The organism is Herminiimonas arsenitoxidans (assembly GCF_900130075.1).
Lineage (GTDB): Bacteria > Pseudomonadota > Gammaproteobacteria > Burkholderiales > Burkholderiaceae_D > Oxalicibacterium > Oxalicibacterium arsenitoxidans.
Window position 1 is genome coordinate 2,520,766 of record NZ_LT671418.1, and the last position, 23,708, is coordinate 2,544,473.

Consider the following 23,708-nt stretch of genomic DNA (forward strand, 5'->3'; position numbering starts at 1 on the left):
TCAGGTATCGCGTGGCGGTTCTGCCGGTTTAAGTCGGCTCAAGAAAGAAACCAACTCTATCGGTAGAGGAAAAACGATGGTCGTGTTTTTATCTGCACCGATAACGGTTAAGGTTTCCAGATAGCGTAGTTGAATTGCCTGTGGTTCTTGCGCCAGAATTTTGGCTGCTTCGAATAATTTTTCTGAAGCCTGCAATTCGCCTTCAGCATGTATGACTTTGGCGCGTCGTTCGCGTTCTGCTTCGGCCTGTCTGGCGATGGCTCTGATCATGGACTCAGTCAGATCGACTTGCTTGATCTCGACGTTGGCAACCTTGATGCCCCATGAGTCGGTTTGCACATCCAGTGATTCTCTAATGTCTTGATTCAGTTTTTCACGCTCAGCCAGCATATCGTCCAAAGTGTGTTTGCCCAATACTGAGCGCAACATGGTTTGTGCCAACTGGCTCGTTGCATTCAAGTAATCCTCTACCTGAATGATCGCCTTCTGTGGATCAATGATGCGGAAGTACACAACTGCACTGACCTTCACAGACACGTTGTCGCGCGAGATGACATCCTGGGTCGGCACCTCCAGCACGACAGTACGCAAATCGACGCGCACCACTTGTTGAATCAAGGGAATGATGATGACCAGCCCCGGGCCTTTTACCTTCCAGAAACGTCCCAAGGTAAAGACGACGCCGCGCTCATATTCTCGAAAAATATTGATGGCGGAGAAGAGGAAAACAACGACCGCAAGGGCAAGTAGAAGTGGAAACAAATGTAGGTCGGAGAACATGATGAATCTCCTTTCTTCAATTGCCTAAGTAGTGATGGCGCGTGGCAATTGCGCGAGACCAAATACTCAGCAATTCCTATCATTCATAGTAGGCATTTTTGCCAGAATGTCTATCAAGACATGTCTGGCATGCAGAGTGTTTTTGCAGATGTGGTAGGCGAGGATTACATTGCCTATGAGTACTTCAGATCTGCTTGCGACAAGATGTTGCTAAAACCGTGTGCCTTATATCGACCACATGAACCAGAGGCCGGCGAACAAGGCACCGACGCTGGTCAGGACAGCAATCGTGCGTATCGTATGTAGCTGCGTCCACAGCAACAAGCCTGTAAGAGAAAGCAAAATCAAACTGCCGGCGATCGTGTCCGACAGCAATACCCAGAATGCGCTGACGCCGATAGACATGTGCAGGCGCGTCAATGTGCCGATAGGCGTGGCATCGATTTGATCCAGTTTGACGTAGTGATTGCCGACAAAGTATTCCGCTGATAAGCCGCCTTCAGGACGGTTCAAGGCTATTGTCCAACGCTCGGGTTGCTGCACATCATGACCGCTCCAGACGACCGTTTTGGCTGGCTGCATTTTCAAAACTGGCGGCGCGACTGGAGCAAACTTCAATTCTTCTTGTAGCCAACTAGACATGGCTTCCGGGTTGGCGAAGCTGTGCGGCAGTGTTAATTGCACTGTCGTTACTACGGTTTTCTCAACCGGGATTTTCAGAATGGCGCGATGGTTGAGTATGAGCCCGGTTGCCCCGAACAACAGACCGAATACCGCACCCCACAAGCCGACGTACAAATGGATCTTGCGCAGCCAGGTCAGGAAGATGGCGCGCTTGCTGCGCCGACGACCATGCTTGCCATGCGAAGTCGCGGCAGACAAATCAACTGGTTTGCCTTCGCGTGTGCGAAATGTTCCGTCGGCATTCATTTATTTCTTACTCCATCGGATGTTTAGGCGGCTGCACCGGACCAGCATTGCTACCTTTGGCTTTCACAAAAGTATAGGTCAGGTGATTACGCAGATTGTCATATTGCTTACCGGCGAATTCGCCAGCCGTGCGGTCGATGTGCAATACATGCACAACGTATTGACCGCGCCAAGGCGTATTAATTTCCACCGCGCCTTGTGCATCGGTGTGGTGTTCTTGCATCCAGGTATTTGGCGCAATAACTTCCAGCTTTGCATTTTTTAGTGGCTGGCCGCGATATAACAAGATGAAGGTATTCGCGGTATTGCCTTGTTTGATATCCAGAGCCAGCGGTGATGTTGCACCGGAGGCTAATGGTTGGCCCAAGCGTGCGTAATAGTTCGACTTGGCCATGCCCAAATTATGTTTGGTCAGATCCGCGACACCTAGCGATTCTTCCAAGACCAATACATTGGGCGATTTGCCGCTCGCAATCGCGAGATAGTTTGCGGTGCGATTGACGTCTACAGGTTTGACTTGGTCGCCAGTATTTACAAATGCTTGCAGACCGCTAATTCTATCGAGTTTGCCGGGGCTTTTCTCTCTTAGCTGAACGTCGACTTCGCCGTAATAGAGCGCAGCACCTTTATTGCCGGATTCCAGCCAGAGATAATGTGCTTGCGCTACACCGCTTGCCAACAGCGATGCACAACATGCGAGGGCAAGAATAGGTTTGATGAAGTTTTTCATTTTTCGCTAGCCTAAAAAATTGCCCACGACCGTGATGGTGGTGGGCATGTTGTTATCAGAATGCGTAACGTGCGGTTAATTGCACATTGCGTGGTGCACCCGGCAAGTTGAGGTAGGCAGAAGTGCCATGGCCTGAAACGATGTACTTACGATCGAAGATATTGTTTACATTCAACTGCAGGTCGAAACCTTTGATGCGGTAAGCCACCATGCCGTCTATCGTGGTGTAGCCCGGAAGAGTGGTGGTATTGCTTGGATCGGCAAAACGGTTGCCTACATAGTTCACACCGCCACCTGCACTGAAGCCATTACCCAATGCTTTGGTTAACCAGATATTGGCGCTGTGCTCCGGTGTCAGAGTGGCGCGCTTTCCTTGAAAGGCAATGTTGGGTGAGTCGGTGACTGTTGCATCCAGATAAGCGTAGCCGGACCAGATTTGCCAGCCACCCGACAGATCGCCGGTAAAGGTTAGCTCGATACCATCGGTACGCTGTTTGCCGACTGGAATAAGAGTGGCAGTTACGCCGTTGGTCATTTTAATGTTGCTACGTTCCAAGCGGAACAAGGATGCCGTGGCCGAAGCTCTACCATTAAACAAATCAAATTTGGCACCAACTTCCTTGCTGGTGGTTTCTTCAGGAGCCAATTGTGCATTGTTCGCTGCCAGTGCAAAGGTTTCTGCAGATGGCTGGAACGATTTGCTGACCGATGCATAGTAGGACTGAGTGGTGTTTGGTTGATACACCAGACCGACGCGTGGACTCCATGCTGTATCGGTACGATTCAAGTTATTGGTGCCAATATGATCCTTGGTTTCTTGCCGGAATGAATCGTAGCGGATGCCGGCCAGCGCTTTCCATTTTTCCGATAACGTGACGAGGTCTTGTACATAGACGCTGGCTGTGGTCAGGATGCCTTTGTTGTCAGTCGTGCTCGTTGGTGCCGTGACGGTGAACGGAACGACTGGATTGACCGGGTTGAAGAGATTAACCGTTCCAATATTGTTTTGCGTCAAGAATCGTTGATTCTTGTTTTGCTGACCAATTTCCATGCCATACAACATTTGATGCTGCATACCGGCCACCGTAACTTTTTGCATCAATTCGGTCTGATTGAAATAGCCGCTTTCGTCGCGTTGAACATTGCCGCGGCTGAGCGTGGCTGTTTGCGTCGCTTCATTGACCGCCGTGACGTTGGTGTTGTAACGATTCAATGAGTATTCGTAGTAACGGAAGGTGTTGCGTATCGACCATTCATTGTTGAAGCGGTGATCCAGTGTGAAACCCGCCGAGCTTACTTTTGCTTCTGAATAATCGTTATCTCTGCCATTGGCTGCGCCGTAATAAGTACTTGGCGCAACGTTGACAGGCAGGCCTTGATAGGAAGGAATGCCGAAGTCAGTTACACGCTTGTCATGCAGATATTCCGCTTGCAGCAAGAGTTTGGTGTTGTCACCGAGCTTGAGCAAAAGTGAAGGCGCAAATGCTTCGCGCGCCAGGAATTGCTGATCGCGATAACTATCTGCACGTTCTACTGCGCCGGTCATACGAAAGGCGACACCGCTTTCTTCGTAGTTGCGAGCAAGGTCAAACTCGCCACGGTGCTGATTCCAGCTACCGACTTGCAACATGGCTTCATTTTTGTCCATGCCGGGTTTTTTAGTAACGCGGTTGATTAAGCCACCGGACGAGCCACGGCCATATAAAACAGAGGCGGGCCCTTTAACAACTTCTACTTGTTCGACATTAGACATGTCGCGGAAATACAGCGCATCGTCGCGTACGCCATCAACAAACTGATCGCCAATCGCACTGAAGCCGCGAATCGTAACCTGGTCGCGTTGACCATCGCCGTGCGACAAGCCAATGCCAGGGACGGATTTCACGGCATCCTCCATTGAGCGTACGGCTTTGTCGCGCATTAGTTCTTGTGGAACTACGTTGATGGTTTGCGGAATATCGCGCAATGGAGCGTCTATCTTTGTCGCGCTAGTAGCAGTCGTCACGTTGTAATTTGTTTCGCTACTACCTTGTACTGTCACTGCTGGCAATGTTGTATCAGATTGCGCGGTTTGCGCAAAAGCCGACGATTGCATTGCGAGCGGAACGGAAAACGCAGCCAGCAAGGCCGCTGCCAATGGGGTGAAGCGTTGATTCATTACTATCCTTTGGAACAAACAGGTGTTTGAAGTTTTTGTGGACGCGATGTTCTTAGGCGCGGGCATCGGAAGAGGGGGGAGTGATTTTTGTTAGTTGTATACAACCGATGTGGCTAGATTATAAATACGAACTATTATCATTTCAATTTAAAGGTAGGGCGAGATGTTTTCTTAACGGTTTCTTAACCAGCATTTGCAACAGTTAATATTTCTTTGGACACATTTCATTGACCTATGTAATGCGAATTATTATCATTCGCTTTATTGAAATAATCCTCAGACAAACAGCCCGCCTGTGTTTGAGGGCATATCTTTGATCTGGAACAGATGATGGATATGTAAAAGAATGATGAACGGCAATACAAACCGTCATAAAACAAAGGTGTCAGATAAGTGATGCCGACTCCCGCACTCGCCAGCCAGCCTCAATGAGCTTTCAAGCTTTCCGCCAGCCAAATCGCGTTGTGAAAATTAAATTTACGCACTGGATGGAAAACTATGGATCGCAGGTATACCCAGATCGCAGCAACTTTGTTTGCGACATTCTCAAGTCAGGCGCTGGTTCAGCAAGCGCATGCGCAGTCGGCTACCGACGCTGCTGTACTGCCAGAAATTAACGTAACCGAAGCTGCTGGCAGCGACTTTAAAGTCGACAAGGCGTCCTCTACCAAATTCACAGCGCCGATCTTGGATACACCAAAGTCGATCACCGTGATTACCTCTGAAGTGATGAGCCAGACTGGTTCGGCTACTCTGGTAGAAGCATTGCGTACCACTCCTGGTATTACCTTCGGTGCAGGCGAAGGTGGCAATCCAACAGGTGATCGTCCGTTTATCCGTGGTTTCGACGCGCAAAGCAGCACTTATGTCGATGGCATGCGCGATCTGGGTTCACAGTCCCGTGAAGTATTCAATCTGGAATCGGTAGAAGTGATTAGAGGTTCGAGCTCAACCTTCGGTGGTGGTGGTGCAGTTGGTGGCAGCCTGAATCTGGTGAGCAAAGCGCCTTTGAAAGAAGAGCTGCGTGCAGGTAGTGTTGCAGTGGGCACCGACAATTACAAACGTGTGACCGCTGACGGCAACTTCGTACTTAGCGACACCATGGCATTCCGTTTGAATGCTATGTATCACGATGCTGATGTAGCTGGTCGTGATGCAGTATCAAATAGCCGTTGGGGCATCGCGCCTTCGCTGACCTTTGGTATGAATACACCGACACGCGTCAATCTCAGCTACTACCACATGCAAACGGATGACTTGCCGGACAGCGGCATCCCTTATAACAATCCGACGCTAGGCCGTGGTGATGGTCAACCCGTCAATGTTAATCGCAATAATTTTTATGGCGTGGCAAATCGGGATTTCAGGAAGACACAAGCCGATATCTTCACCGTACGTGTTGATCATGACATCAGCTCCACCTTGCATTTCCGCAACACCACGCGTTTTAGCAAGTCGAGCAATGACTACATCATGACGCAGCCGGATGATAGTAAAGGCAATATCTACAATGGTATGGTGTGGCGCCGTATTAACTCACGTGTCAGCGAAGCAAAATCATTGCAAAACCAAAGTGAATTGTTTGGTGAGGTCCTGACAGGTTCGGTAAAGCATAGTTTCTCGACCGGGCTGGAATTGTCGCGCGAAGAAGGTACACGCGACAGCTATCTGGTAAATACCAAAGCTGGTGCAGCTACTGCTTGCGCAGTCGGTTCAGGTGGTGCAGCAAACAACTATAACTGTACTAGTTTGTATAGCCCGAACCCATATGATCCATGGACTGGTTATATCGGTCGTGCAAACAAACCAGCCAATGCGGTGAATACGACCATATCGCTATATGCATTTGACACCATGGAACTTAGCAAGCAATGGTCGGTGAATGCAGGCGTGCGTTACGATAATTATCGTGCAAGCTCCGAGCAGGGCGCTTATCCAGCGGTCGCTGCAGCTGACAGCCCAACTGGTGTTGCAATCAATGCAGTGAATGCGACTAACCTGAGGAATAAATCCAGCTTCTTCAACTATCAGGCTGGTGTCGTGTACAAGCCTGCAGAGAATGGCAGTATCTACGCCAGCTATAGCACTTCATCGAACCCGGTTGGCTTGAACGCAAATGATGGTGCGGACGGTGCTTTGAGTACCGCGATTCAAAGCCTGGATCCAGAGCGCAGCAAAACCTACGAACTTGGTACCAAGTGGGATGTGCTCGACAAGAAAGTGTTGCTGACAGCTGCAATCTTCCGTACCCAGAAAGTAAATGCTCGTGTAACAGCTGCTGATGGCACTACACAACTTGCTGGTGACTACACGGTTGATGGTATAGAACTCGGCGTAGCAGGTAACCTGACTAAAAACTGGCAAGTCTTCGGCGGCTACACTTTCCTGGACAGTGAAATCGTCAATGGTGGTGGTAACGCAGCAGGCTTGGCAGTGGCTGGCAAACAGTTCCCAAATACGCCACGTAGCAGCTATAGCCTGTGGACGACCTACGCGGTCATGCCTAAGCTGACCATAGGTGGTGGTGCGTTCTACACTTCGCGTGTTTATGGCAATACGGCCAACACCAAATGGGTACCTAGCTACACCCGCTTCGATGCAATGGCGAGCTATGTAATCGACAAAAATATCACCCTGCAATTGAACGTACAAAACTTGACGGACAAGGTTTACTTCAACCAGGCTTATTCGTCGCACTATGCTTCGATTGCTCCGGGACGTTCCGCAGTACTGGCTTTGAATGTGAAGTACTAAGAACTGGCAGTAACACTTTAGTATCACGGCCGCTCGCGTAAAACCGGGCGGCATTTTCTTTTTTGAACACAGTCATCCTGCTGCTTTACACTTCAAAACTAGGGTATCTGTGGCGCTACGCCATACTGATGTTTGATCAAATCAGTATGGGTTTGGCTGAAAGGTTTTTATGCTTATCCATATTCCAGACGTGCTTGACCAACAAGAACTCAAGCTCATCAATGACAAATTGGCGAATGCCGGTTCGGCTTGGGTAGACGGGCGTGTGACGGCAGGTTATCAAGGTGCGCCGGTCAAACTCAATCAACAGATTGATGAGCGTTCTAGCGTTGCGCATGAGTGTCAAAAAATCGTCTTGGCAGCAGTGGAAGGACATTCACTTTTCATTAGTGGTGCTTTGCCGAATGCAGTGTACCCACCGATGTTCAATCGCTATAGCGAAGGCATGACTTTCGGTGCGCATATAGATGGCAGCATTCGTTTCCCGCCCATGGGTGGGCGCAAAGTACGTACGGATTTATCCGCCACACTTTTTCTCACTGATCCGGATGATTACGACGGTGGTGAACTGGAAATACAAGATACCTACGGTGTGCATAGAGCAAAATTTGCTGCCGGCGATTTGGTGCTCTATCCGGCAACCAGTTTGCATCAGGTAACACCGATCACACGCGGTGTAAGAACCGCATGTTTCTTCTGGGTAGAGAGCTTGGTGCGAGATGACGCACAGCGTGCTTTGCTATTTGATATGGATAACGCAATCCAGACATTGAATGCGAGTGATGCAGACCCAGTTGCACGCCGTACATTGATCGGTGTGTATCACAATCTGATACGACAATGGGCTAACACATGAAAACGACAGCCTATTCCTTGCCGATGACGAAAGAGGAGCTTGATGCCTTGCCTGTGGAACATTGGCAGGAGTTGTTGAGCGGCGCGCCTGAAGTGCTGGTTGAGTGGTTGACTGCAGCTGCAGCTCTGGATGATTGCAATGCGCAAGCCTTGCTGGGACAAATGCTGTTGGATGGTAACGGTGTCACACCAAATACCAGTCGTGCATACGCTTGTTTCGTTGCGGCATCAGAGCAGCAGCAAGCAATGGCGATGAATATGCGCGGTCGCTGTCTTGAACATGGTTGGGGTACGCAGATTGATCCCGTAGCAGCTGCACATTGGTACCGGAGTGCAGCCGAAGCAGGATTGGATTGGGGCATGTACAACTACGCAAATTTGCTGTCACGCGGTCGCGGTGTTGAGCTGAATCAGGAACTAGCTCTAGACTGGTATCGTAAAGCAGCGGGAATGGGACATGCCAAGTCATTGAATCTGGTTGGTCGTTACTACGAAGAAGGTATCGTCGTAGAGGCGAGTCGCAGCACTGCTTTTAACTACTATAGAGATTCCGCCTTGGCCGGAGATTTTCGAGGCCAGTACAGTTATGCCTGCATGCTGGCGGAGCGTGGCAGAATTGATGAAGCGACGCGCTGGCTGGAAAAAATTCCAGCGACGGCTACGATCGCATTCATGAATAAAATCGGCAATGATTTACTCTTATCCGCACATCCGAGTTTCCGCGCATTTGCAGAAAAAATATTGGCTAAGGATTTTGTAACGCTAAGGATGGGATAAAAATTGGGCATACCGTTTCATTAGCTATAGCGCTTAATACACATCGCGTCGATAACGACCTTGCTGAATTAACTGCTCTACACCTTCTGCGCCGACGATGTCGGTCAGTGCAGCTTCCACACCGCCAGCCATTCCGTCCAAACTGCCGCACACATAAATCGCAGCATCGGCTGTCAGCCATGCGCGCACGTTCTCTGCCTGCTCGCGTAGCTTGTCTTGTACATAAATACGTTCAGCCTGATCGCGCGAGAACACGATGTCGGCACGTTCCAATACGCCCTGGGTTTGCCACGCTTCGATCTCATTGCGATAGTAGAAATCGTTAGCCGCATTGCGTTCGCCAAATACCAGCCAGTTGCGTTGCGCGCCGTTGGCTGCGCGTGCTTTCAAATGGCTGCGCAAACCGGCGAGGCCGGTGCCGTTGCCGATCAGGATCAATGGACGGTGTTGATTGTCACCGAGGCGGAAGTTGCTGTGTGCACGCAGACGCAGATCGATTATTTGACCTACAGCCGCTTGCTCAGTTAACCAGCCCGATGCGATGCCGAGCGTGCCGTCTTCGCGTCGCTCCTGACGAACTAATAAATGCACACGACCATCGGTTGGTATCGATGCAACTGAATATTCGCGTGGACGTTCTTGATCGGCTGGTGCCAGCACTTGCACCAGATCACCCGCTTCCCACGTCGCATGTTCGCTCAGTGCTTCCAGTTCAAGATGGAAGGTGGCACCACCCGCGCTCTCGGGATTGAGATGATGGCGCGCGGCGAGTCGCCATGGCTGATAAGACGGGGCTTGCCAATCGGGCGCATCGTTGGTGCCGGCGATATGACTTAGATGATGCTGCCAGGTGTGCAGCGCCTTATTATCGCCATTGTCTGCTTCCACGCTTTCAAATAAGGCTAGGGCGCCGCATTTGCGCAGCCATCGCGTCAACGTGTGGCCGAAGCCGCAGAAGTGTGTGTAGTGGCTATCACCCAGCATCAGTACGCCGAAGTGCAAATGTGGCAAGGCTTGCTTGGCATTCATTAGCTTGGTGGCGAACAGCGATGCATTGTCCGGTGGATCGCCTTCGCCATAAGTGCTGACGACGAAGAGCGCGCGTTCCGCTTGCATCAAATCATCCAGACTGATTTCGGACAAAGTCGCCACGCGTGTCGGTACACCGGCGGTGTGCAGCATGCGCGCGGTTTGCCATGCGAGTTGTTCGGCGGAGCCGGTCTGACTTGCGTAAGCGATGAGCCACGGCTGTGTGCCATCAGCTGCAGGTCTGAGCGCGGCTGCATCGCGCAAGGCTTGTTGCTGCTTGCGTCGCTGCGCGTAATAGATGACCAGACATAAAGCGAGATAGGCGACTACGAGTAGTGTCGCTACGATCACGCGGGTTGATACGCTCCAGTTCATTGCAGCAAGTCCAATAGTGATGAACTCAGATGTTCTTCAAAACCATCTTTGCTGCGATTGATAAACAATGCGGCCAGTTCATGTTCGTTTGCGTAAGCCAAGCCTTGTTCTGCACCCATCACGCCGAGCGCAGTTGACCATGCATCTGCTGCCATGCAATCGCGATGCAGTACGGTGACGGACGCAAGGCCGTGACGTATCGGTTCGCCGCTGCGCGGATCTATCGTGTGTGAGAAACGTGTCGCATCGTTTTCAAAATAGCGACGGTAATCGCCAGACGTTGCGGCCGACCAGTCGTACAGCGCTGCGATGGTTTCCATGCCAATGACAGTATTGGATGCAGCGGATGCCAATGCGTCCGGTAGTGGATGTTCGAGCGCAACCCACCACGGTTGGCCATCCGGCTTGACGCCTTCGCCGCGTAGTTCACCGCCGACTTCCACTAAAAAACTGTCTATGCCGCGTTGCTGCAATTCGCGTGCAACCTGATCGACACCGTAGCCTTTGGCAATCGCGGACAGATCGATATAGACGTTGCCTGGCTGCTGCACGCTTTGTGTTGCTGTGTCGATTTGTATGCGTTGCCAGCCGCATTGCGCGCGTGCTGTGTCCAGCTCAGTTTGTGTCGGTGTGATGAAGTCAGCTTCGTTATAACGTTTGCTGGGGCCAAAGCCCCAGGCATTGACCAATGCACCAGCCGTTGGATCGTAAGCACCATTGCTATCGCGTGCGACGCGCAATGCGTATTCCAGTACCGTGAAAAATTCATCCGGCAAGGTGTGCCATGAACCTGCCGGTGCATTGTTGAACTGGCTCAAATTCGATGTCGCGTCCCAAGTGCTCATTTGCGCGACGACGGTATCTAGTTGATCTTGTATCGCCTGACGCAAAGGTGGCAAGTGCCGTGTGACTTCCGCGATCAGTTTCACTGACCAACTCGTCCCCATCGTTTGGCCGTGCAAGGTGTGCACGACGCCGCCCAAGGCTGGCGATTCAGGTGGAGTGTCTATGAGTGGGACTAGTGTGCGTCGCATAATGTTGGCAATCTTGCAGCCATGGCATCAGAATGAAAAACGCCCGTTGCCGGGAAAGGACAACGGGCGCAGCTGAGTGTGCGTGCTTACGGTTGCAGCACTTCCAGCGTCGCGGTGTAGCTGGCGCGACGGATAGGTTTAGCCAGCGTACCAACTACGCGTGGAGCAGCGTTTGCACCAGCAGTTTGAGGACCCATTTGCGGGCCACCGTTGCTGGCACTCATCCAGTACATGCCTGCAGTTGGCCACTTGACGCTGAACTTGCCGTCTTTATCGGTCTTGACCTTGATCTCGCCCAGTTGATCGCGATAGCGGATGCCACCTGGAATCACAGTGACTTCAATATCAGCGGCCGGTTTGCCATCAAGCAGGAAACGGAAATTGCTGGTTTCACCGGAGAACAAATCGTTAGGATGTGTGATCGGCACCAATTCCAGGCCAACACCGGTTGGCTTCAATACAGCGTCAGTCGGTTTGCCGGAGCTGACGAATACTTCCATGCGGCTTTGCATGCGGCTCACGTTCACATCGGTTGCATCGGCTGGTACTTCCTTGGCGAAGGTTTCCGCCGTACCGCGCCAGCGTTTGTTTTCTGTGCCGACTTTGTAGCTTGCGTTCAAGCCGTCGTTCACCATCGTCAATTTGTACGTACCTTTTTGCGACAGCTTCACGTCGAAGGTGCTGCGGTATTTACCTGTACTTTTATTCTCTACCGGTGCGGCGCTGCCGTCCGGTGCGATCACGGCCAGAGTATCCAGACGCAATGGATTGTGTTCGAAGTAAAACAGATCGTTGGATACCGCTGCGTCAACCGTGACCCAAGGTTCATTGCCGGACAACACAGTGGCGGATGGCAGCATCCAGGCGCGATGCGCATGTGCAGCCATAGGCAGGGCGACGGAGAGAGAAACAGCCAGCGCTGCTGCGCGCCACAGGGAAGTTTTTTTCATGGAAGTGTCCTTGATCGTTATGGTTTTAATTCGAGGGAAACGGTGCCGAGCTCATGCTCGCCTTTAACTTGTGCGGTTTGTGCTGTCTTGATAGGCCATTGGAAAGGTAGGCGAAGCAATTCGCGACCGCCGACTTCACGCGCGGCTTCCACCACCAATGTATATTCGCCAGCCGGTAATTTATCGAGGCCGGATTTGGTACTGTTGAACGTGAGTTGCTGTTCGCCCGGTGCGCGGGTGGCGCCACTCAAGCCATCGACCGGCATTTGCAAATCGCGACCGCTTTTACGCCACCATTGGCGCATGTCCTTGAGCCACTTGGTGCCTTCGTTATTCTTCATCTTCAAGTCGTACCAGACCGCCAGATTGCGTACGAAAGTTTGGTCCGCACCTTCAATCCAGAACGCGACGTAAGGCTTATGATATTCGGCCACGGTCAAGCGCGGGATCTCGACTTTGACATTCATGTCAGCAGCGAAGGCTGGCGTTGTGAGCGCAGCGCCCAACATAAAGGAATAAGAAATTCGCATAGAACCTCGTAGTAATCGATGAATAGAAATTAATGAATAAACAAAATAGCCAGCAAGAACGGAATCAACACGCCCAAGCCGACGATAGGCCAGGTACTGGGACGATTGGTCGCGTGCATCTTTAAGATGAACAAACCAGTGATGGAAAAAATCAAACACGCCGCGGCAAAAATATCGATGAACCAGCTCCACGCCGTGCCTGTGTTGCGACCTTTGTGCAAATCGTTCAAGTAAGAAATCCAGCCGCGATTGGTCGATTCAAATTCCACCGCACCGCTGGCGCGATCGATGCGCACCCAGGCGTCGCCACCCGGACGCGGCAAGGCGATATAGATTTCTTCCGGTGACCATTCCGCTTCACGCTCGCTGACATCCACCGACAAGGTGTCCTTCATCCAGCGTTGTAACTCAACAGGCAAGGCAGCGTTTTCCTTGCCGGAGTTGCTGCTGGATTCGGTGGAGTTCAACTTTGCCAGCTGGGTTTGCAGTGCGGCGGGCAGCTGCACTTCTTGCGTGGAAACTTGCGGTTTTGCTTCGATTTGCGACGAGTGATTAAGCGTAATGCCGGTCACGCTGAACAGCAGCATGCCCAGCAGGCATAACGCCGAGCTGATCCAATGCCATTGATGCAGGGTTTTTAACCAGTAAGCACGTTGAGGGTTATTCGCGCGTGCTTCCATTAGGTAATCGTTTTCATATCATTTCGGTGATGCTACTGCATGTAAATAGCAATTATTCTCATTTGGATTCTCGTCGATACGATACTTAATTGCAAGATTTTTTGTGTAAAGAAGTTTGAAGCAGCGTGGAAGGGCGGCTGATGGAGCGCGTCAGATGCAGAAACGCAAAAATAAATAGAAAAAAGTGCTCTGCATAAGGGCGAAGAGGCGATTTTTCAAGATCTTGAAAGTTGTTTGCGCGTGCTTATATCCGTCTCAGCGGATGCTCAATGGAGGTCCGCGAACCTTATCGCTTAACTTTAAAAGGATATAACCATGCGCACTTATGACTTTTCCCCACTGTATCGTTCCGCCATTGGCTTTGATCGTCTGGCACAACTATTCGATGACGCACAGCGCAGCGAATCGCAACCTAGTTATCCGCCATACAACATCGAGCTGGTAGGCGAAAACAAATACCGCATCACGATGGCCGTTGCAGGATTCGACCGTTCGGAAATTGAAATTGAAACCGAACGCGATACGCTCAAGATCACCGGCCGCAAGGCAGGCGAAGAAGGCACGCGCAACTTCCTGCACCGCGGCATCGCTTCACGCAATTTTGAACACAGCTTCCAGTTGGCCAATCACGTACACGTCGTTGGTGCCAAACTCGATAACGGTCTGCTGAATATCGAACTGGCGCGTGAAATTCCGGAAGCATTGAAGCCACGCAAGATAGTGATTGATGCGGTGGCAGATAATGTGCAGAGCTTGAAAGCTGCTTAATTAGTTAGTTTTCATCAAGCAAATAACGCGGGCAGAATTTCTGTCCGCGTTTTGTTTTTGTATATAGCTAGATGCGTAAAGGTCTGCGTCGAATAAGGCTGTGCGTTAAACGTGCAGCTAGTTCAAGCCGTTTGCGTTTCACTCATCATCTTGATGAAGGCTTTCAGCAAGACCGGATCGTAACGCGCTTGATCGCGTTGCAATATCGCTAAGGCATCATCCTTGGATTGCCCTTTGTGATAAGGCCGATTCATCGTGATCGCATCGTAGGAATCCCATATTCTCACTATACGTGCAAACAATGGAATGGCTTCGCCCTTCAAGCCGTGCGGATAGCCGCTGCCATCGTAATTCTCGTGGTGATAAAGCACGCAGTCAGTAATGCGCGCATCCAGCTCCAGCGGTGCCAGTAATTGATGGCCAGCTGCAGGATGTTGTTGGATGAGGAAAAATTCTGTCGCAGTCAGGCGGGTAGGCTTGTTCAGAATCTGCTCGTTGATACACAGCTTGCCGATGTCATGTATGCCTGCGCCTATCGCAAGCATTTGCGCATCTTCTTCGGAAAAGCCAAGATAGCGGCCAAATAAACCGGCCTTGGTATGCAAGCGCTGCAGATGATCCGCCAAATCCGGATCGCGCCCCCGCATGATTCCTCCTATGAACTTTGAAATCTTCTCTAACTGCAGTTCAGGGGAAGTAGTGCTCATGGTTGTTTCTCTTTGTGACGGTATTGATGAGACACACGCATGCCTTTTTTGCATGGTGTACGAACAGCGCGATCATCTTGTGGAAAATCGGCAGATCGGGATTTTAACTTCCTCAACAGCAACGTGTCCAAACTGGGACAATATGTCCAAGCTTGCAGAGAGTCGGTAGAACTCACAAAAATTGTTATCAATGTTGCAGAAGAATTAAGCAGGGCGTAGCAATTCTTGTGAACTATTGCGGTTCCAAGTCGCGTAGCCAGAGATGCAATGCTCTGCCGGCGTCGCTGCTTTTTGCGAAGTGCAATCCCAGCTTGGACCTGCGCCACAAAATGTCTTCGTTGCAGCTAGCCCATTCATATTTCGTCAGATATTCAACTTCTGCCGCAAACAATCCCGGCGCAACTTCCTCACCCATATCCGCAATGCTAGTTCGATCTGCCAGCAATAACTTGATGCGCGTTCCATACGCACGCGCATAGCGTTCTATCAGGGCAGGCGCTAGCCAGACATATTCTTGCTGCAATTCGCGCACGTAATCATCGAACTCCATCACTGCGCGGTTATTCGGCTTGCTGCCGTAGATATCGCCACCTGGTAAGCAGGCATCGGCGGTCCATGCGCCATGCTGATTACTCAAGGTGGGTGCGATCAGATCGACGGCTTCTTCGGCCAGTTTGCGGAAGGTAGTGATCTTGCCGCCGAAGATGGTGAGTAGCGGTGCGGCGTCGGTATCGAAGGCGAGTTTGTAATCGCGAGTGACGGCGGAGGCTCTTTCATTGTCGTCGTCTTTTTCATCTTCGACCAGTGGGCGTACGCCGGAGTAGGACCACACTACATCGGCAGGAGTAATTAGTTGGGCGAAGTAGCGGTTTGTCAGCTCACACAAGTAGTCGATTTCTTCCGCATCGATGACAACCTTGTCAGCATCGCCGTGATAGTCGATATCGGTGGTGCCTATCAACGTAAAGTCTTGTTCGTACGGGATCGCGAAGACGATGCGGCCATCGGGATGCTGGAAGATGTAGGCGTAGGGATGATCGAATAATTTTTTGACGACGATGTGGCTGCCTTTGATCAGGCGCAACTTTTTGCCAGCGCGACCATGCACGGTGTCATGCAAAAAGTTGGCAGCCCAAGGGCCGGCGGCGTTGATTAGCAATTTGGCTTGTACTTGTATCTCTCCATCCTTGGCACTGTGCAGTGTGGCGCTCCAGTCTGTCGCGTTGCGCTTTACCGCTACGCATTCAGTGCGCGTGAGTATGGTTGCGCCGTTTTCCGCAGCGGCGATAGCGTTCAGTACAACCAGACGTGCATCGTTGACCCAGCCGTCGGAATAAACAAAGCCTTTGCTGAACGACTCTTTTAATGGGACACCTGCTGAGTGTTGCCGCAGATCGATGCCGTGTGAGCCGGGCAGCAGTTCGCGTTTGGCGAGATGGTCGTAGAGGAACAAGCCGGCGCGTATCATCCACGCTGGACGCTGGCCTTGGTCGTGCGGCATGACAAAGCGCAGCGGGTGAATGATGTGCGGAGCGGAGCGCATCAGGATTTCGCGTTCTATCAGCGCTTTGCGCACCAGACTGAATTCGTAATATTCCAGATAGCGCAGGCCACCGTGTATCAGTTTGGTGGAGGCTGATGAGGTGTGCGAGGCGAGGTCGTCTTTTTCGCACAGCACGACAGAGAGGCCGCGGCCTGCGGCGTCACGCGCAATGCCGGCACCGTTGATGCCGCCGCCTACGATGAGGATGTCGCAATGAAGTTGCTGTTGCATCGATGCTCCGCCTGATGTGCAGTGCAACTATTGTAAGCGCGGAATTTGCATGTGGCACATGTTTGTCTGAGCGACGGATATTTACCCTGTGCACGCGGTACACTGAATCGTCTTCATCCTTACTGCGCAATCATGAGCTTTCTTCTCGATCCCGGATTCTGGGAAATGGCCAGCTTCATCGTGACGACGCTGGCACTACCGTTTGCGATTTTTCTTTTTCTGTACGAGCAACGCAAGGAGCGCGATGCGGAGGATGAAGAGGCATACCAATTATTGCAAAACGCTTATAACGATTTCCTCAAAATCGTGCTGGATAATCCTGACTTGCAACTACGCAGCACCAAGGCGCGTAACGATCTAAGCGATGAACAGCGTGAGCGCGCCTTGATCATTTTTGAAATGCTGATCGCCTTGTTCGAGCGAGCTTACATCGTGTCCTATGAGTCGGATATGCGTGGCGTAGCCTTGCGGCGCTGGCATTCCTGGGATGATTACATGCGCGAATGGTGCCGCCGCGAAGACTTCTATTATCTGTTGCCGCAATTGCTGCGCGGCGAAGATGAAGACTTCGCCAACTACATCCGCGTCATCGCCGAGGAAGAGCGCTCGGACAAATTATTCAACATCGGGCATCGCGAATAATCGTCATATCGCTCCGCGATTTAATGACAGAGTGGCATCGACGGTCCGATTGCGTCCTCTTTAGGGGATAATAGCGGCTCATTTAATGCAGTGAATTCAATCGAGATACTCCGTCTGATGCCTACACAATTTGCCCCGCTCCAGAACGACACCTTTCTCCGCGCATTGCTGCGCCAGCCAGTTGAATACACGCCGCTGTGGCTGATGCGCCAGGCCGGCCGTTATCTGCCTGAATATCGCGCCACCCGCGCGCGCGCCGGTTCCTTCCTGGGTTTGGCGAAGAATCCTGATTACGCGACAGAAGTGACGTTGCAACCGCTGGATCGCTACGATCTGGATGCGGCGATTCTGTTCTCCGACATCCTGACGGTGCCGGATGCTATGGGTTTGGGTTTGTACTTCATCGAAGGCGAAGGGCCAAAGTTCGAACGTCCGCTGCGTGATGAAAAAGCTGTGCAAGCCTTGAAAGTGCCAGAGCTGGGCTCGCTGCAATACGTATTTGATGCCGTTACGCAAATCCGCACCGAACTCAAAGGACGCGTACCGCTGATCGGCTTTACCGGCAGCCCGTGGACGCTGGCTTGCTATATGGTCGAAGGCGGCGGCTCGGATGATTTTCGCACGGTCAAGGCGATGCTCTACAACCGCCCGGATCTGATGCACCACATTCTGCAAACCAATGCGATCACCGTCGCGGCTTATCTGAACGCGCAAATCGATGCTGGCGCCCAAGCTGTCATGATGTTCGATACCTGGGGCGGCGCGCTGGCCGATGGCGCTTACCAACAGTTCTCCTTGCATTACATGCGTGAAGTCATGAAGCATGTGAAGACGGAAAAAGACGGCGTGCGTATTCCTAGCATCGTCTTTACCAAAGGCGGCGGCTTGTGGCTGAAGGAAATCGCTGGCGTCGGTGCCGATGCCGTCGGCCTCGACTGGACCGTGAATCTGGGCGCCGCGCGCGCCAAGGTTGGTGACCGCGTCGCCTTGCAAGGCAATCTGGACCCAACCATCCTGTTCGCGCAGCCGGATCAAATCCGTGCCGAAGTTGCCAAAGTGCTGGAATCCTTTGGCAAACACAGCGCCGGCTCCGGTCACGTTTTCAATCTGGGTCACGGCATCTCGCAGTTCACGCCGCCGGAATCAGTTTCAGTGCTGGTCGATGCGGTGCATGAATTCAGCCGCCCGCTGCACGCACAAGGCTAAAACCGCTTGTGCGTGTGGCTTGCGCACAAAATGAAGCGTACGGAGCTTAATTCCGCGTTAAAAATGCTCAGTTTTGGCGCGTACCGATTTATCTTATGCACAGAATGTGCAGTTGATAGCCAAGTTGTCGGTTTCCGCCATGGTTCACAATTCTTTACAAAACGTGATTTATAAGTCTTTGATTTTATTGGTTAAATAATTTGCTTCTTGTTTTGGCATTTTATTGAAACCCGCATGGGACATGGCATTTCCCGCCATCTATGGGGTTTATCCACAAAGTTATCCACAGGTTTTGTGGATAGCTTAAAAAGAGCTTAAGAAACGTGGAGTTAGCGCACTTGTTGATATTTCACATGAGGTTTGAAGCGCGGTGTTGATGCAAACGGTTTACTTGTTGACAAGAAATTCTTGCATTGAAGAAGTGCAAAATCAGCATCAGAATCTGCTTCACAATTTCTTTGCAGCATAAAATTTCCAAGCTTATTCACAAAATGGTGCGTGAGAGTAAGGAGAATGCTTGTTGTTTAAGATTTGGCGGTGTGAGGCAAGCTGCTTTTATCTTATTGATTTTAAACAGTTTATTTTCAGCTGTTATGGCCGACAAAATGATGCTTCAGGCAGCTTGTCCAGATGGATGGGAAAAGACGGGTAATTGTCCACAAAGTTATCCACAGGCTTGTGGATACTTTTAAAAAGCGTTTAGGAAACCGCAAGTTAGCGAATTTCCTTATGCTCCACCTGAAGTCTTTGTGCAGATGCAACAAAATCTGGCATTTGAAATGCCTCTTTTTGCGATGTTGATTAGCCAATTGAATGTGTGCGGTGCATCGATAAAAATATGGAATAAAAAGCATGTTTGCGATAGTCAGAGCAAACTTATGCACAAAAATAAGCTTGTGCGCAGCAACATCATTTATTTAATATTTTTATTAATAATAAAAATCATCTATTTATAAGTGATTGATTTAAAACAGATTAATTTCTGCATTGGTTTTAGGCAATCTATTGGAAGCCGCATCAATACTGGCCTCTCCGGCTGTCAAGAGGCTCTTATCCACAAAGTTATCCACAGAGGCTGTGGATAGATAAAAAAGCGCTTATGAAACGGGTAGTTACGTCATTTCCTCAGGTCTTACATTAACTCTGTGGAACCTTGCATCCTCAAAGTCGCCCTCGACACGCCGCTCGATTTCTGCTTCGACTATATTTGGGTCGCCGCAGATGCGGATAGTGCGCGTCCGCTAGCCGGTCAACTGGCGCTGGTGCCTTTCGGCCGGCGCGAAGTGGTGGGCTTGATCATCTCCGTGCATGAGAGCACCGACGTCCCGCTCGACAAGCTCAAGCAGGCGATCGCCGTGCGCACGCAATTGCCGCCGCTGTCGGCTGAGTGGATCGCGCTGTGCGCCTTTGCCGCCGATTATTACCAACGTCCTTTGGGCGAAGTGGCAATTCCGGGTTTGCCCAAGAATCTGCGTGCGCTGAAAACCACTTCGCTGGATAAAGCGATCAAGAAGCTGGGCAAGGCCGATGCCGTGCATGACGCCACGCCGATAGCCATGCCGCAATTGAATCCGGCGCAGCAAGAGGCCGCCGATGCGATTGCCGGCGCAACTGGTTTTGCACCGACCTTGTTATATGGCGTGACCGGTAGCGGCAAGACGGAAGTCTATTTGCAAGCGGCCGCGCAAATCCTCGCGCACAGCATAGATGAGCACAATCCAGCGCAAATCCTGATCCTGGTGCCGGAGATTAATCTGACGCCGCAACTGGAAGCGAACGTGCGCGCACGTTTCCCCGGCGTAGCGATTGCGACGCTGCATAGCGGTTTGGCCGAAGGCGAGCGCGTCATGCATTGGATGGCAGCACATCTGGGTCATGCGCGCATAGTGCTGGGTACGCGCCTCGCGATACTGTCTTCGTTGCCGCATCTGAAATTGATCATCGTCGATGAAGAACACGATCCTTCATACAAGCAGCAAGAGGGTTTGCGTTATTCGGCGCGCGATCTGGCGGTGTGGCGTGCGCATCAATTAAGTATTCCTATCGTGCTCGGTTCCGCCACGCCTTCGCTGGAAACCTGGCACCACGCGCAATCCGGTCGTTATCGCAAACTCGAATTGCGTGAGCGCGCCGTCAAGGATGCGGTCTTGCCCAAGGTCGGCCTGATCGATCTGGAGCGCAAGGCACCGCGTGAAAAAATGACGGAAGGTATCAGCGAGACGCTGATCACGGCCTTGAAGTTGCGTATGGAGCGTGGCGAACAATCGCTGCTTTTCCTGAATCGTCGCGGTTATGCGCCAGTGATTGCTTGTGATTCCTGCGGCTGGATCAGCAACTGCACGCGTTGCAGTGCCTTCCTCGTGTTGCACAAACTCGATAAGCGTTTGCGTTGTCATCATTGCGGCTACGAGCAACGCATACCGCGCTCCTGTCCGGACTGCGGCAACGTCGATATTCAACCGCTGGGTCGCGGCACGCAACGCGTGGAAGAAAGTCTGCAACTGATTTTTCCCGAAGCGCGCATCATGCGCATCGATGCCGATTCGACGCGGCGCAAGGGGAGTGCGCAAGAAGCTTTCGATACCGTACATCGCGGCGAGGTCGATATCCTGATCGGCACGCAAATGGTGGCGAAAGGGCATGACTTCCAGAATCTGACTTTGGTTGGTGTGCTGAATCCTGACACTGCCTTGTTCTCGCATGATTACCGCGCCAGCGAAAGACTGTTCGCGCAATTGATGCAAGTCGCCGGTCGCGCTGGTCGCGTCGCGCAGAAGGAGGGCGGCAGCGCGAGTGAAGTGTTGATACAAACGCGTTATCCGCAGCATCCTTTATTTGCCGCAGTACGTACCCACGATTACGACACCTTCGCCAGCGAGTTGCTGGAAGAGCGGCAGCAGGCGAGTTTTCCGCCTTTCATTTATCAGGCGCTGTTGCGCGCGGAAGCGAAGGAAATCAAGATCGCGCTGGACTTCCTGCGTGCGGCAATTGCCTGCGTCGATTATCCCGGCATCACGATGAATGATCCTATCCCGATGACGATGACGCGCGTCGCCAATGTCGACAGGGCACAATTGCTGGTGGAATGTACGTCGCGTCCGGCGCTGCAAGCTTTCCTGAAAGTCTGGATTGCCGCTATACGCGAGATGAAGACGCGTGTGCGTTGGTCGCTGGAAGTCGATCCGGTCGATATCTAAATTAATTAATCAGTCCATCATCATGACCATCAAACTTAATCCAGAAACCGAAGAACGCCTGATCGGTTCCATCCAGCGTTACTTCAGTACCAATATGGATGAAGACATAGGTGACCTCAAAGCCAAGTTGCTGCTCGATTTTTGCGTGCGGGAGTTGGGGCCCAGCATTTACAATCAGGCGATTGCCGATGCACAGTCCGCGATGCAGGATAAAGTCGCCGAGCTGGACGTCACTTGTTACGAAGCTGAATTCAGTTACTGGAACAAAAAATGAAAAGCGCCCATATTCTCGCGAGTGTTTTGTTAGTAGTCAGCGCAGCAGCCATCGCGCAAGACCCAACGGTCATGCAAGAAGCGCTGAAAGATTGCGACAAGAACCAACTCACGATGAATATGTGTGCCAGCCATCGTTACGGCATCGCCGATCAAGCGCTCAATCAGCAATACAAACTCACCATGCAGGCGCAGCAAGATGCCGCCGCCAAGCAGCGCTTGCGCGATGCGCAACGTGCGTGGATCACTTTCCGCGACAAGGATTGCCTCGCAAATACCGGCCCGCGTGAAGCAGGCGGTTCTATCTGGCCGCTGCTGCATTACTCCTGTCTGGAACGTCACACGCAACATCGCACCGAAGATTTGAAATTGCAGGCCTGCGGCATGCAAGGTTGCGACAAATAATGCGCAAGACAACGACACCCACTATCCGCTGGCAATGGGCCACTTTCGATGAACTGAACGGCACAGCCTTGTACGCCGCATTGCGCGCGCGGCAAGATGTCTTCGTGCTGGAACAGCAATGTCTGTACGCCGATATCGACGGCGACGATCAGCGCGCATTTCATTTGCTGGGCTGGAACGCGGCAGACGATACGCAGCTATTTGCCTATCTGCGTTGCTTCGCACCCGGCGACAAATATCCTGAAGCGGCGCTTGGTCGCGTGCTGACTACGCAACCTGCACGCGGCTTTGGTTTGGGCAAACAATTGCTGACCGAAGGCATGCGTCGCGTCGAGCAGCACTTCCCCGGCAGTGCTATCCGCATCTCGGCGCAAGAGCATTTGCAACGCTTCTATGCCGGCTTCGGCTTCCAGGCAGTATCAGAGATGTATATGGAAGACGGCATCCCGCACATAGAGATGCTGCGCTGAAATATTGATACCTGTAAACATGGTTCGTATACGAATGATTTGACATCAATCGATCTGACGGGTAAGATGGCCGCTTGTTAATCAAGCAACCGGGATATCAAAAACAGGAAAATGTGACGTTATCGTGATGCGGCGCGACAGAATGAAAAAGTGTCGCTAAACTCGCGGTCATGAATGACATCGACAAACTTGTTACCGTAAATGATTCGATCCGTATTTTGCAAAGCGTACGTCGTATTGCACAGTGCGTGGAGCACCATTCGAAGCGCTTGGCAGTCACTCATAACATCACATCGCCACAACTTGTGGCACTTCTTGCAATTGCAGAACTAGGGCCGAGTACGCTCAGATCCATCGGGCGTGCCATACAACTCAGTCCCAGTACCGTGGTTGGCATCGTTGATCGGCTGGAAGAAAAAGGATTGGTACAACGAGAGCGCGATACGCGTGATCGTCGTAATGTATTTGTCGCAGTGACGGAGGCGGGCCAAGCGGTTCTTGCCAATGCACCATCGGCATTACCGAATGGTTTCGACAGCCTGTTAGGTGCGCTGCCAGAAACCGACCGTCAAGCCTTGATCGTCACGTTGGAACAATTTGCCTCATTGCTGGAAGCCAAAATACCTGCCGAACCTGTGTAGCAGGACGCTTGCGATAAGTAGTAGCAAGCTCCGCGCGCAAACC

At 51.7% G+C, this 23,708-nt stretch carries 23 protein-coding genes; 12 read left to right on the forward strand and 11 right to left on the reverse strand.

All coding sequences use genetic code 11. The annotated features are described in order from the left end of the window. From BQ6873_RS11875 to BQ6873_RS11890, 4 genes are all read right to left on the reverse strand, one after another. Positions 1-780: a slipin family protein gene (locus BQ6873_RS11875; protein ID WP_076592835.1), complete on the reverse strand. Its 780-nt coding sequence runs from the start codon at positions 778-780 to the stop codon at positions 1-3. Positions 781-1,005: 225 nt separating this feature from the next. Next, complete coding sequence (locus BQ6873_RS11880) at positions 1,006-1,710, reverse strand: PepSY-associated TM helix domain-containing protein (protein ID WP_076592836.1); 705 nt, start codon at positions 1,708-1,710, stop codon at positions 1,006-1,008. 7 nt (positions 1,711-1,717) lie between these two features. Then, on the reverse strand, positions 1,718-2,440 hold the full coding sequence (locus BQ6873_RS11885; protein WP_076592837.1) for a DUF4198 domain-containing protein: 723 nt from the start codon (positions 2,438-2,440) through the stop codon (positions 1,718-1,720). Positions 2,441-2,495: 55 nt separating this feature from the next. Then, positions 2,496-4,598 carry a TonB-dependent receptor gene (locus BQ6873_RS11890; protein ID WP_076592838.1) on the reverse strand — a complete coding sequence of 701 codons (2,103 nt, stop codon included), beginning with the start codon at positions 4,596-4,598 and terminating at the stop codon, positions 2,496-2,498. Positions 4,599-5,096: 498 nt separating this feature from the next. Between BQ6873_RS11890 and BQ6873_RS11895 the strand changes: the two genes are divergently transcribed. The 3 genes from BQ6873_RS11895 (at position 5,097) to BQ6873_RS11905 (ending at position 8,984) form a co-directional block, all read left to right on the forward strand. Further along, the gene (locus tag BQ6873_RS11895; RefSeq protein WP_083664456.1) at positions 5,097-7,352 is read left to right on the forward strand and encodes a TonB-dependent receptor; all 2,256 of its coding nucleotides are present in this window, start codon (positions 5,097-5,099) and stop codon (positions 7,350-7,352) included. Positions 7,353-7,521: 169 nt separating this feature from the next. Next, positions 7,522-8,208, forward strand: coding sequence for a Fe2+-dependent dioxygenase (locus BQ6873_RS11900; RefSeq protein ID WP_076592839.1), 687 nt, complete (start codon positions 7,522-7,524; stop codon positions 8,206-8,208). Then, positions 8,205-8,984 (forward strand): tetratricopeptide repeat protein, encoded by a 780-nt coding sequence (locus tag BQ6873_RS11905; RefSeq protein WP_231949327.1) that lies wholly within the window; start codon positions 8,205-8,207, stop codon positions 8,982-8,984. The genes BQ6873_RS11900 and BQ6873_RS11905 overlap by 4 nt, the downstream gene beginning before the upstream one ends. 33 nt (positions 8,985-9,017) lie before the next feature. On the opposite strand, the gene BQ6873_RS11910 is transcribed toward BQ6873_RS11905, so the two are convergent. The 5 genes from BQ6873_RS11910 to BQ6873_RS11930 all read right to left on the reverse strand — a co-directional run bounded on the left by BQ6873_RS11910 (position 9,018) and on the right by BQ6873_RS11930 (position 13,582). After that, on the reverse strand, positions 9,018-10,388 hold the full coding sequence (locus BQ6873_RS11910) for a sulfite reductase subunit alpha (RefSeq protein ID WP_076592840.1): 1,371 nt from the start codon (positions 10,386-10,388) through the stop codon (positions 9,018-9,020). Next, positions 10,385-11,422 (reverse strand): FAD:protein FMN transferase, encoded by a 1,038-nt coding sequence (locus BQ6873_RS11915; RefSeq protein WP_076592841.1) that lies wholly within the window; start codon positions 11,420-11,422, stop codon positions 10,385-10,387. The genes BQ6873_RS11910 and BQ6873_RS11915 overlap by 4 nt, the downstream gene beginning before the upstream one ends. Before the next feature lie 86 nt (positions 11,423-11,508). Next, the gene (locus BQ6873_RS11920; RefSeq protein ID WP_076592842.1) at positions 11,509-12,372 is read right to left on the reverse strand and encodes a DUF4198 domain-containing protein; all 864 of its coding nucleotides are present in this window, start codon (positions 12,370-12,372) and stop codon (positions 11,509-11,511) included. A gap of 17 nt (positions 12,373-12,389) precedes the next feature. Further along, entirely contained in the window at positions 12,390-12,902 is a 513-nt protein-coding gene (locus BQ6873_RS11925; protein ID WP_076592843.1) for a DUF2271 domain-containing protein, read from the reverse strand. 29 nt (positions 12,903-12,931) lie between these two features. Continuing rightward, complete coding sequence (locus BQ6873_RS11930; protein WP_076592844.1) at positions 12,932-13,582, reverse strand: PepSY-associated TM helix domain-containing protein; 651 nt, start codon at positions 13,580-13,582, stop codon at positions 12,932-12,934. A 315-nt stretch (positions 13,583-13,897) separates the two neighbouring features. Between BQ6873_RS11930 and BQ6873_RS11935 the strand changes: the two genes are divergently transcribed. Next, a complete protein-coding gene (locus BQ6873_RS11935; protein WP_076592845.1) occupies positions 13,898-14,350 on the forward strand; it encodes an Hsp20 family protein in 453 nt (150 codons plus the stop codon). 122 nt (positions 14,351-14,472) lie between these two features. Here the strand turns inward: BQ6873_RS11935 and BQ6873_RS11940 are convergent, their stop codons facing one another. Beyond that, positions 14,473-15,057: an HD-GYP domain-containing protein gene (locus tag BQ6873_RS11940; protein ID WP_076592846.1), complete on the reverse strand. Its 585-nt coding sequence runs from the start codon at positions 15,055-15,057 to the stop codon at positions 14,473-14,475. Between the two features lie 232 nt (positions 15,058-15,289). Continuing rightward, positions 15,290-16,831, reverse strand: a complete 1,542-nt coding sequence (gene glpD, locus BQ6873_RS11945) for a glycerol-3-phosphate dehydrogenase (RefSeq protein ID WP_076592847.1) — start codon at positions 16,829-16,831, stop codon at positions 15,290-15,292. Between the two features lie 132 nt (positions 16,832-16,963). On the opposite strand from glpD, the gene BQ6873_RS11950 reads away from it, so the two are divergent. The 8 genes from BQ6873_RS11950 (at position 16,964) to BQ6873_RS11985 (ending at position 23,665) form a co-directional block, all read left to right on the forward strand. Next, positions 16,964-17,473, forward strand: a complete 510-nt coding sequence (locus BQ6873_RS11950) for a hypothetical protein (RefSeq protein WP_076592848.1) — start codon at positions 16,964-16,966, stop codon at positions 17,471-17,473. A 117-nt stretch (positions 17,474-17,590) separates the two neighbouring features. Further along, positions 17,591-18,679, forward strand: a complete 1,089-nt coding sequence (hemE, locus tag BQ6873_RS11955; RefSeq protein ID WP_076592849.1) for a uroporphyrinogen decarboxylase — start codon at positions 17,591-17,593, stop codon at positions 18,677-18,679. A gap of 458 nt (positions 18,680-19,137) precedes the next feature. Beyond that, on the forward strand, positions 19,138-19,371 hold the full coding sequence (locus BQ6873_RS18275) for a hypothetical protein (RefSeq protein ID WP_231949328.1): 234 nt from the start codon (positions 19,138-19,140) through the stop codon (positions 19,369-19,371). 453 nt (positions 19,372-19,824) lie between these two features. After that, positions 19,825-21,876, forward strand: coding sequence for a primosomal protein N' (locus BQ6873_RS11965; RefSeq protein ID WP_076592851.1), 2,052 nt, complete (start codon positions 19,825-19,827; stop codon positions 21,874-21,876). Between the two features lie 22 nt (positions 21,877-21,898). Further along, positions 21,899-22,150, forward strand: a complete 252-nt coding sequence (locus BQ6873_RS11970) for a DUF2164 domain-containing protein (RefSeq protein WP_076592852.1) — start codon at positions 21,899-21,901, stop codon at positions 22,148-22,150. Next, positions 22,147-22,554: a lysozyme inhibitor LprI family protein gene (locus BQ6873_RS11975; RefSeq protein ID WP_083664457.1), complete on the forward strand. Its 408-nt coding sequence runs from the start codon at positions 22,147-22,149 to the stop codon at positions 22,552-22,554. The genes BQ6873_RS11970 and BQ6873_RS11975 overlap by 4 nt, the downstream gene beginning before the upstream one ends. Continuing rightward, positions 22,554-23,024, forward strand: coding sequence for a GNAT family N-acetyltransferase (locus BQ6873_RS11980; protein ID WP_076592853.1), 471 nt, complete (start codon positions 22,554-22,556; stop codon positions 23,022-23,024). Before BQ6873_RS11975 ends, BQ6873_RS11980 begins: the two co-directional genes overlap by 1 nt. Before the next feature lie 170 nt (positions 23,025-23,194). Beyond that, positions 23,195-23,665, forward strand: coding sequence for a MarR family winged helix-turn-helix transcriptional regulator (locus BQ6873_RS11985; protein ID WP_076592854.1), 471 nt, complete (start codon positions 23,195-23,197; stop codon positions 23,663-23,665). The last annotated feature ends 43 nt before the right edge of the window (positions 23,666-23,708 follow it).